The organism is Streptomyces sp. DI166, assembly GCF_900091315.1.
GTDB lineage: Bacteria > Actinomycetota > Actinomycetes > Streptomycetales > Streptomycetaceae > Streptomyces > Streptomyces fuscus.
The window spans coordinates 1-10,030 of the sequence record NZ_FLSP01000169.1; the positions used below are offsets into that span (position 1 = coordinate 1).

Here is a 10,030-nt window from a genome sequence, read left to right on the forward strand (position 1 = left end):
GCAGCCCGGCATCCCGCCCCAGGCCCAACCCCACCCCGGCCAGCCCGGCGCCACCGCCCCGCAGCAGCCCGTCGACCCCCGGGCCGGGGCCTCCTGGCCGCAGCCCATTCAGCACGACCAGCGGCAGCCCACCAACCCGGGTGCCGCGCCGCTCGGGTACACCGCTGCCGTGGAGCTGTCGTCCGACCGGCTGCTCAACAACAAGAAGCAGAAGGCGAAGAGCGGGCGCCCCGCCGCCGGGGGCGGCCGGTTCAAGATCGGTGGGAAGAAGGAGGAGGCCGAGCGGCAGCGGAAGCTGGAGCTGATCCGTACGCCCGTGCTGTCCTGCTACCGGATCGCCGTCATCAGCCTCAAGGGCGGTGTCGGCAAGACCACGACCACCACCGCCCTCGGCTCCACGCTCGCCTCCGAGCGCCAGGACAAGATCCTGGCCATCGACGCCAACCCGGACGCCGGCACCCTCGGCCGCCGGGTGCGCCGCGAGACCGGCGCCACCATCCGTGACCTCGTCCAGGCGATCCCGTACCTCAACTCGTACATGGACATCCGCCGGTTCACCTCGCAGGCGTCCTCCGGTCTGGAGATCATCGCCAACGACGTCGACCCCGCCGTCTCCACGACGTTCAACGACGAGGACTACCGGCGCGCCATCGACGTGCTCGGCAAGCAGTACCCGATCATCCTCACGGACTCCGGCACCGGTCTGCTCTACTCCGCCATGCGCGGCGTGCTCGACCTCGCCGACCAGCTGATCATCATCTCGACCCCCTCCGTGGACGGCGCGAGCAGCGCCAGTACGACGCTGGACTGGCTCTCCGCCCACGGGTACGCCGAACTCGTCTCGCGTTCCATCACCGTCATCTCCGGGGTGCGCGAGACCGGGAAGATGATCAAGGTCGATGACATCGTCAGCCACTTCGAGACCCGGTGCCGCGGTGTCGTCGTCGTGCCCTTCGACGAGCACCTCGCCGCCGGTGCCGAGGTTGACCTCGACATGATGCGGCCCAAGGTGCGCGAGGCGTACTTCAACCTCGCCGCGATGGTCGCCGAGGACTTCGTACGCCACCAGCAGTCCCACGGGCTGTGGACCAACGACGGCAACCCGCCCCCGGTCGCGGCCCCGCCGCTCCCCGGACAGCCCGTTCCCGGACAGCCGGTTCCGGGGCAGCCGGTTCCGGGACAGCCAGTACCCGGGCAGTATCCGCAAAGCCAGGGCCAGGGCCACGGGCAGGGACAGGTGCCGGGGCAGTACCAGCCCCCCGTACCCGGCCAGCCCGCCCCCGGGCAGCCGTACGCCCACCCGGGGCAGCCCGCCCAGCCGCCCTACCCTTACCCCCAGCAGCCCCAGCAGCCGCACCCGCCCCACCCGTAACCCCGTACGCAAAGGGCGGCCGGTGCCTCGCAGGCACCGGCCGCCCTTCGGCGTCGTAGGAACCGCTCAGCGGCCTTCCGCCTCCGCCTCCGCCGTCAGGTCGCGGCTGACCTTGATGTCCTCGCCCATCCGCTCGATCAGCGCGTCGAGCGAGTCGAACTTCACCTGGCCGCGGACGTAGGCCAGGAAGTCGACGGCGACGTGCAGACCGTAGAGGTCGAGCCCGACGCGGTCGATGACGTGTGCCTCGACCGTGCGCTCGGTGCCGTCGAAGGTCGGGTTGGTGCCGACCGAGATCGCGGACGGCATCCGCTCGCCCTGGGCGTGCAGCCAGCCGGCGTAGACGCCGTCGGCCGGGATCGCGGTGTGCGGGATGGTCTCGACGTTCGCCGTCGGGACGCCCAGTTCACGGCCGCGCTGCGCGCCGCGCACGACCACCCCCTCGACCCGATGCGGGCGGCCCAGGATCTCCATCGCGCCCGCGACATCGCCCTCGGCGACCAGGCGCCGGGTCAGGGTGGAGGAGAAGGGCTGGCCGCCGCCCGCCTCGCCGGACACGAACAGATCGACGACCTCGACCTCGAAGTCGTAGGTCTTGCCCAGCTCGGCCAGGTACACGACATCGCCCGCGGCCCGGTGGCCGAAGCGGAAGTTGGGGCCCTCGACGACCGCCTTGGCGTGCAGCTTGTCGATGAGCACCTTGACGATGAAGTCCGCCGGGGACAGGTTCGAGAACTCCGTGGTGAACGGCAGCACCAGGACCGCGTCCACGCCCAGCTCGGCCATCAGCTCGGCCCGGCGGTGGTGCGGGGCGAGGAGCGGCGGGTGGGTGCCGGGGCGCAGCACTTCCTTGGGGTGCGGGTCGAAGGTCACGACCACGGCGGGCAGGCCCAGTTCGCGGGCGCGGTCCACGGTGTGCTGAATGATGAGCTGGTGCCCGCGGTGCACACCGTCGTAGGAACCGATGGTGACGACGCTGCGCCCCCAGTCCTGGGGGATGTCCTCCAAGCCACGCCAGCGCTGCACTGTGACCGCTCCTTGTCGAACCCGTGTCCGTCACTGCCTTCTACGCAGGTCTAAGGGTGCCATGCCGCGTGCTCCCCGCCCGCATCGGCATGGACGCTGTGACGGTTCGCACGCGCCGCGACCCGGTCAGGCGGGGACGCGTACGCCTGCCAGGTTCTCGATCATCCTCCGGGTGCTGGGGCCCACGACGGCCGCCCAGTCCTGCGGCGCGTCGGTGAGCCAGCCCGCCACCCGGGCGGCGAAACCGGGGACGTGACGGCCGAGATCGACCAGGCCTCGGTCGAAACGGGTGGCGCCGTCCGGAGTGCGCACGAGGAGCAGCCCGGTGCGGTGGACCAGTTCGCGCAGCCCCTCGCCGTCCCGTTGGGCCGCCGCGTGCAGCACGGCGTCCAGGACGGCCGGTTCCCGCTCCCGGACGAGGAGGAAGTCGAGGAGTTCTCCGCGCAGTGGGTCGGGGCCGGGGGCCGCGAGAACGCCCGCGAGGGCGGCCCGCAGTGTCTCGGGGCCGTCCGTGAGGAGGGCGGTGACCAGGGGGAACAGTACGGCGGGGGCGTCACCGCCCTGGTCCAGACGGCGGTCGACGTACGCGGCGACCTCCGCGGCCCGATCCGGGCGCAGTTCCACCGCCTCCCGGACCAGGGCGGCCACCCGGCGGGCCAGCGGCGGTGTGGTGGCCTCGGTGAGGGCGCGCAGCGCGGGGCCCGCGTCCGGTCGGCGCAGGCGCTCGCGGAAGGCGTCGAGGACCGGGTCGGGGTGGGTGGTGAGGGCGTCGGTGAGGGCGCTCGGCGGGAACTGCGGGTCGCCGGAGGCGAAGTGGCGCAGGGCGAGCGGGAGGTAGCGGGGGCGGGTGTGCGGATCGCGGACGAGGAGGGCCAGCGCGCCGCCGTGCAGGGTGCAGTCGGCGGGGCGGGCGAGCAGGGAGAGGGCGGCGTAGCGCAGGAGTTCGCGGTCGGCGGCGCTGCGGACGTGCGGGGCGGCGCGCAGGCCGTACGCCACGGCCGCGACCCGGCGGTCGGGGCGCTCGTCGTGGGCCCACCGGTCGACGGCGCGGCAGATCGCGGACGGCTCCTCCTCGGCGAGTACGGCGAGGAGTTCGTCAGCACGCCGGTGTGCCACCTCGACGAGGGTCTCGGTCAGGTCGTCCAGGGCGCCGTGCCGGTGCGTGTGCAGCAGCGCCTGTGCCGCCCGCGCGACGGTGGCGTGCGGGGTCGCGGGCAGCGGGCGGTCGTCGTGGAACCAGCGGGTGAGGTGGGGCTGCACGGCGGTGGGGTCGTCGGCGAGGAGGCGGGCGGCGGCATCCAGGTAGCGGGGGCCGGTCCGGGTGTCGGCGAGGACGAGTCGGCGCAGCAGGTCGAGCCTGGTTTCCTCGGGCAGCGGCAGCTCGGTCCAGAAGTCGGGCCCGAACTCGGCGGGCACGGGCCGCTGTTGGTGCCGCCAGGCCACCACGCGGTCGGTGAGGGCGCGCAGGACGTCGGTGTACGGCGTCGCGTCCGGCACCCTCAGGAGGGTCTGGGCGAGCAGTCGGGCGGCCCACCAGGAGTGCGGGTCGGCCTCCAGCGCCTGCGCCAGCTCCACCAGCCGCAGGGCGAGAGGGCGCGGTCCGTGCTGGTGGCCGAGGAGGAGCAGGGCCTCCACGACCGGGCCGATCCGGTGGTGCGGTACCGGCAGGGGATGGGCGTCGGTGGTGCGGCGGCGGTGGACCAGGGCGCGCAGGGCCTCGTCGAGGTCGAGGTGCATGCCCTGGATCCAGTCGGCGAACTCCTCGTGGGCGAAGCGGTAGCCGTGCCCGGCGGGCACGAGAAGCCCCTCGGTGAGGACGGCGGAGGCCCAGCCGGTGCCGCCGCCGAGCCCTGCCGGGGCGGGCCCCCAGGGGAAGACCGCCTCGAAGGACTCGCGGTCCAGTTCGCCCTGGCCGGGCCCCAGGCTGCGCCGGGCGGCCTCGTGGACCTGGCCGGAGACCTTCGAGGCGAGCCGCTTGACGGCGGTGCCGCGCAGGCCGTTCTCGGCGGCGAGGCGGACGGCGATGCGCAGGCTCATCAGGTCCAGGTGGGCGGCGAGGACGTCGTGCCGGGTGACCGGGGGCAGGTCGGTGGCGGGGAGCGCGGCGCGGATCTCGGCCAGCAGGCGCAGGGTGAGCGGGTGGCGGGCGTCCCGCGGGGCGAGTGCGGTGCCGGGGATGCCGTAGCGGGCGTGGGCGAGCCGGGCCTCGGCGGTGGTCAGCGCGCCGAGCCGGACGCACCCCGGGAGCCGTGGCGCCTCGCCGGACGGCTCGGCCTCCAGCCCCGCGGAGAACGGCCCCGAGGCGGGTCCGGGTCCCTCGCCGCTGTCGGCCGGTGTTCCGCCGTACAGCATCCCCTCCGGGAAGTGCGTCCCGGCCACCTCCCAGTACTCCTCGCGGCAGGCCACGACCAGTTTCGCGCCCGTCTGCCGCAGCCACTCGGCCGTCCCGGTCGTCCACTCGGGGAGGCGGTGGGCGAGGACGGGAGGCATCTCCTCGGGGCTGTCCAGGAGGAGGAGCAGGGGGGAGTGCCCGGTCAGGTGGGCCGGGGTGAGGTCGCCGAGGGCCTCCGGTGTCGTCGACCGGGAGGCCGCGATGATGCGGGCCGCCCGTGCCAGCGCCCGCGTCGCCGCGTCGGCCAGGGAGGCGTCGGTCTCCTTGAGGTCGGCGCCGCGCAGCCAGAGCGTGGGCGCGGGGACGGGGGCGCGGTGCCGGCGGGCGGCCAGCGCCGCGAGTTCGGTCGTACGGCCGCTGCCGGGCGGGCCGACGAGGGCGAGTACGGCCGTGTCCGGGTCGGCCGTGAACGCCTCGAACTCCTGTGCCGGGTAGGCCCGTTCCACCGGTTCGAGACCCTCCTGCGCGGTCGGGCCCTCCTGGCCCACGGTGGTCGCCGTCAGTTCCAGGACGCCCGCCGGGTTCAGGTCGGCGCCGTAGGAGGGAACGGTCGTCGTGTTCTCGGCGAGCAGGTCGGCCAGCGGGCCGGGGAGGGCCGGGTGGAGCGGGACCGCGAACCCCTCGTCACGGTGGCCGTTGCTGAGCGCGGTGCCCAGGACGGCGACGACGGTGCCCGTCTCCGCATCGAGGACCGGACCGCCCGCCGCTCCCCCGCCCATGCGCAGGGCGTCCTGTCCCGCGGTGCCGATCGCCAGTTCCAGTGCTTCCAGCCGGTGCCGGCGGTCGGCCGCCGGGTAGGTCACCGGGGTCGCGCCGAGCACCCGTGCCTCGCGCCAGCAGCCCGCCAGGATCCGGACGTACCGGCCGGGTTCGGGGTGCGCCCGGACCGAGATCGGCAGGGGCTCCACGCCGAGGCCGTCGGTGCGGACCAGGGCGAGGTTCAGCGCGGGCAGGGCGGTGACCGCGTCGGCGGTGACCGAGCAGTCCCGGTCCCCGGCCGCGCTCAGTACGAGCCGGGGCAGGCCGTCCACCACCTCGTGCCCGGTGAGCACCGTGCCGTGGTGGTCGGCCACGAAACCCAGGCCCCGCAGGCGCCCGGTGAGATCGTGGATCCGGACCAGCGATGCGTCGGCCTCGCGGGGGAACCGTGCCGCCATGGTCGAACCTCCCCGCCGTACAGCCGTTCCTGCTTCGACGTTAGGGGCGGGAAGATCAGCGGGACAGATCGCTCGGCGAACGCGCCCCCTTCCGCTCCCTCGGTTCACTCCGAGCGCCTGCCCGCGAGGGTGAACAGACGGGGGTCGATGGATACACCCTAGGGGTGGGGGAACCGAGGGGGGACCGTGGAGCGGCGGGCAGCGAATGACCCCGTGCGCGCCGCTCCACGGGCAGAGCTGTGGCTCAGCCGAAGACGGCCAGGCTCTTGGCCTTGCCCTTGTGCTCCTCGACCAGCGCCAGGAAGCCGCCCTCGGGATCGAACACCGCGACGGCACCGCGGCCCCGGTACTCCTCGGGCATGTCCAGGCGCACCCCGTTGGTCAGCAGCCGGGCCCGCCTGGCGTCCACGTCCCAGCGCGGGAACGCGGCGGCGGCGGCCTCGGCGATCGGCATCACGGTCAGCTCCTGCTGGAGCTGGTCCAGGGTCCGGGCCACGTCCAGCTTGTACGGGCCCACCCGCGTCCGGCGCAGTGCCGTCAGGTGCCCGCCGACGCCCAGGTCGGCGCCGAGGTCGCGGGCGAGGGCCCGGATGTAGGTGCCGGAGGAGCAGACCACGGAGACGACCAGGTCCAGGACGGGGGTGCCGTCCTCGGCGACCGCGTCGCGGATGTCGTGCACGGCGAAGGACGAGACGGTGACCGGGCGTGCCGGGATCTCGAACTCCTCGCCCTCACGGGCCCGCTTGTAGGAGCGCACGCCGTTGATCTTGATGGCCGAGACCTTGGAGGGCACCTGCATGATGTCGCCGGTCAGCTTGGCGATCCCGGCGTCGACGGCGTCCCGGGTGACCTTCGAGGCGTCCGTGGACCCCGTGATCTCGCCCTCGGCGTCGTCGGTCAGGGTGGTCTGGCCGAGCCGGATCGTGCCCAGGTACTCCTTCTCGGTCAGCGCGAGGTGACCGAGCAGCTTGGTGGCCTTCTCGACGCCGAGGACGAGCACGCCCGTCGCCATGGGGTCGAGGGTGCCGGCGTGGCCGACGCGGCGGGTCCTGGCGATCCCGCGCATCTTGGCGACCACGTCGTGCGAAGTGAAGCCCGACGGCTTGTCGACGATGACAAGGCCGTCGGGCGTCCGGTTCTGCTGGGTCATTCGGCGGTGTCGTCCTCGTCCTCGCCCGGCTTCTTGTACGGGTCGGCCTCACCGGCGTAGGAGGCGCCCGCGGAGACCTCGCGCACCTTCGCGTCGGACTCACGGGCCCGGTCGAGGAGGTCCTCGATGGTCCGGGCGGTGTCGGGCAGCGCGTCTGCCACGAAGGTCAGGGTCGGGGTGAACTTCACGCCCGCCGCCGCGCCGACCGCGGAGCGGAGCACGCCCTTGGCGCTCTCCAGGCCCGCCGCTGCGGCCTTGCGCTCCTCCTCGTCGCCGTACACCGTGTAGAAGACGGTCGCCTCCCGCAGGTCACCCGTGACGCGGGTGTCCGTGATGGTGACGTGGGAGCCGAGCCGCGGGTCCTTGATCCCGCGCTGCAGCTTCTGGGCCACCACCTCCCGGATGAGGTCCGCCAGCCTTTTCGCCCGCGCGTTGTCGGCCACTGGTCCGTCTCCTTAAAGTGCTTATCTCTTGCTTCAGTCTTCGTCGCTGTGGAGCCTGCGTCGAACGGAGAGCAGTTCCACCTCGGGCCGCCCGGCGACCAGCCGCTCGCAGCGGTCCAGTACGTCGGTGAGGTGTCCCGTTTCCCCGGAGACCACCGCGAGCCCGATCTCGGCCCGGCGGTGGAGGTTCTGATGGCCTGTCTCCGCCACGCTCACCGCGTACTTGCGCTGGAGCTCGGCGACGATCGGACGGACCAGGGAGCGCTTCTCCTTCAGCGAGTGGACGTCGCCGAGAAGCAGGTCGAAGGACAGAGTCCCCACATACATGTGTGTTCCGGATGTCCCGCCGGTTCGGGGTACGGGCGTCGCGCCGACGCCGATACGGGAACCGTACACGCAACGGCCGGGGCCGATCGACGGAAATAACTTCCGCCGACCGGCCCCAGTCGCGTGTCAGGTCACGCGCGCGGCTTCTCGCGCATCTCGTACGTCGCGATGACGTCGTCGACCTTGATGTCGTTGAAGTTTCCGAGGTTGATACCGCCCTCGAAGCCTTCGCGGATCTCGGTGACGTCGTCCTTGAAGCGACGCAGACCCTCGATGTTGAGGTTCTCCGCGACCACCTTGCCGTCGCGGATGAGGCGCGCCTTGGTGTTCCGCTTGACCTCGCCGGACCGGATGAGCACACCGGCGATGTTGCCCAGCTTGGACGACTTGAAGACCTCGCGGATCTCCGCCGTGCCGAGCTCGACCTCCTCGTACTCCGGCTTGAGCATGCCCTTGAGGGCCGCCTCGATCTCCTCGATCGCCTGGTAGATGACCGAGTAGTACCGGACGTCCACACCCTCGCGCTCGGCCATCTGCTGCGCACGCCCGGCGGCGCGCACGTTGAAGCCGATCACGATGGCGTCGGAGCCCATCGCCAGGTCGATGTCGGACTCCGTGACCGCACCGACGCCGCGGTGCAGGACGCGGATGTCGACCTCTTCGCCGACGTCGAGCTGGAGCAGCGAGGACTCCAGGGCCTCGACGGAACCGGAAGCGTCACCCTTGATGATGAGGTTGAGCTGCTGGACCTCGCCGGCCTTGAGCACCTTGTCCAGGTCCTCAAGGGAGACACGGCGCGTGCGCTTGGCGAACGCGGCGTTGCGCTCACGGGCGGCGCGCTTCTCCGCGATCTGACGGGCCGTACGGTCCTCGTCCACCACGATGAAGTTGTCGCCCGCACCCGGGACGTTGGTCAGACCCAGCACCTGGACCGGCGTGGACGGACCCGCCTCGGCGACGTTGTTGCCGTTGTCGTCGAGCATGGCGCGCACGCGGCCGTAGGCGTCGCCCACCACCATCGTGTCGCCGACCCGCAGGGTGCCTCGCTGGACGAGGACGGTCGCCACGGCACCGCGGCCGCGGTCGAGCCGGGACTCGATCGAGATGCCCTGCGCGTCCTGGTTGGGGTTGGCGCGCAGGTCGAGCGAGGCGTCGGCGGTGAGGATCACGGCCTCCAGCAGGGTGTCGATGTGCAGACCCTGCTTGGCGGAGATGTCGACGAACATGGTGTCGCCGCCGTACTCCTCGGCGACCAGGCCGTACTCGGTCAGCTGACCGCGGACCTTGGTCGGGTCGGCGCCCTCGACGTCGATCTTGTTGACCGCGACGACGATCGGGACGTCGGCCGCCTTGGCGTGGTTGAGCGCCTCGACCGTCTGCGGCATGACGCCGTCGTTGGCCGCGACGACCAGGATCGCGATGTCGGTCGACTTCGCACCACGGGCACGCATGGCGGTGAACGCCTCGTGACCCGGGGTGTCGATGAAGGTGATCTTGCGCTCTTCGTCGTTGACCTCGGTGGAGACCTGGTAGGCACCGATGTGCTGGGTGATGCCGCCGGCCTCGCCCGCGATGACGTTCGTCTTGCGGATGGCGTCGAGGAGTCGGGTCTTACCGTGGTCGACGTGACCCATGACGGTCACGACCGGCGGACGGACGACCAGGTCCTCCTCGGTGCCCTCGTCCTCGCCGAACTCCAGGTCGAAGGACTCGAGCAGCTCGCGGTCCTCCTCCTCCGGGCTGACGATCTGAACCGTGTAGTTCATCTCGCCGGCCAGGAGCTGCAGCGTCTCGTCGGAGACGGACTGCGTGGCGGTGACCATCTCGCCGAGGTTCATCATGACCGCGACGAGGGACGCCGGGTTGGCGTTGATCTTCTCCGCGAAGTCGGTGAGCGACGCGCCGCGGGAGAGACGGATGGTCTCGCCGTTGCCGCGCGGCAGCATCACGCCGCCGACGCTCGGGGCCTGCATGGCCTCGTACTCCTGGCGACGCTGCCGCTTCGACTTGCGGCCACGACGCGCGGGACCGCCGGGACGGCCGAAGGCGCCCTGCGTGCCACCACGACCGCCCGGACCACCGGGACGACCGCCGAAGCCGGGACGGCCACCGCCGCCACCGAAGCCACCGCCACCGGGACCGCCGCCACCGGGACGACCGGCG

At 72.4% G+C, this 10,030-nt stretch carries 7 protein-coding genes; 1 reads left to right on the forward strand and 6 read right to left on the reverse strand.

Annotated features, from left to right (window positions below; all coding sequences use genetic code 11):
* The coding region (locus tag GA0115233_RS38670) for a MinD/ParA family ATP-binding protein (protein WP_176712096.1) at nucleotides 1-1,372 on the forward strand (1,372 nt) is incomplete at its 5' end.
* Between the two features lie 66 nt (nucleotides 1,373-1,438).
* Here the strand turns inward: GA0115233_RS38670 and GA0115233_RS38675 are convergent.
* From GA0115233_RS38675 to infB, 6 genes are all read right to left on the reverse strand, one after another.
* Nucleotides 1,439-2,398, reverse strand: a complete 960-nt coding sequence (locus tag GA0115233_RS38675; RefSeq protein WP_093725296.1) for a bifunctional riboflavin kinase/FAD synthetase — start codon at nucleotides 2,396-2,398, stop codon at nucleotides 1,439-1,441.
* Between the two features lie 126 nt (nucleotides 2,399-2,524).
* A complete protein-coding gene (locus GA0115233_RS38680; protein ID WP_093725298.1) occupies nucleotides 2,525-5,947 on the reverse strand; it encodes a S1 family peptidase in 3,423 nt (1,140 codons plus the stop codon).
* Between the two features lie 244 nt (nucleotides 5,948-6,191).
* On the reverse strand, nucleotides 6,192-7,097 hold the full coding sequence (gene truB, locus GA0115233_RS38685) for a tRNA pseudouridine(55) synthase TruB (protein ID WP_093725300.1): 906 nt from the start codon (nucleotides 7,095-7,097) through the stop codon (nucleotides 6,192-6,194).
* Entirely contained in the window at nucleotides 7,094-7,540 is a 447-nt protein-coding gene (gene rbfA, locus GA0115233_RS38690) for a 30S ribosome-binding factor RbfA (RefSeq protein ID WP_093725302.1), read from the reverse strand. The genes truB and rbfA overlap by 4 nt, the downstream gene beginning before the upstream one ends.
* Nucleotides 7,541-7,573: 33 nt before the next feature.
* Nucleotides 7,574-7,867 (reverse strand): DUF503 domain-containing protein, encoded by a 294-nt coding sequence (locus GA0115233_RS38695; RefSeq protein ID WP_093725304.1) that lies wholly within the window; start codon nucleotides 7,865-7,867, stop codon nucleotides 7,574-7,576.
* A 131-nt stretch (nucleotides 7,868-7,998) separates the two neighbouring features.
* Nucleotides 7,999-10,030, reverse strand: a 2,032-nt coding sequence (infB, locus tag GA0115233_RS38700; protein WP_093725306.1) for a translation initiation factor IF-2, incomplete at its 5' end; no start/stop codon positions are given.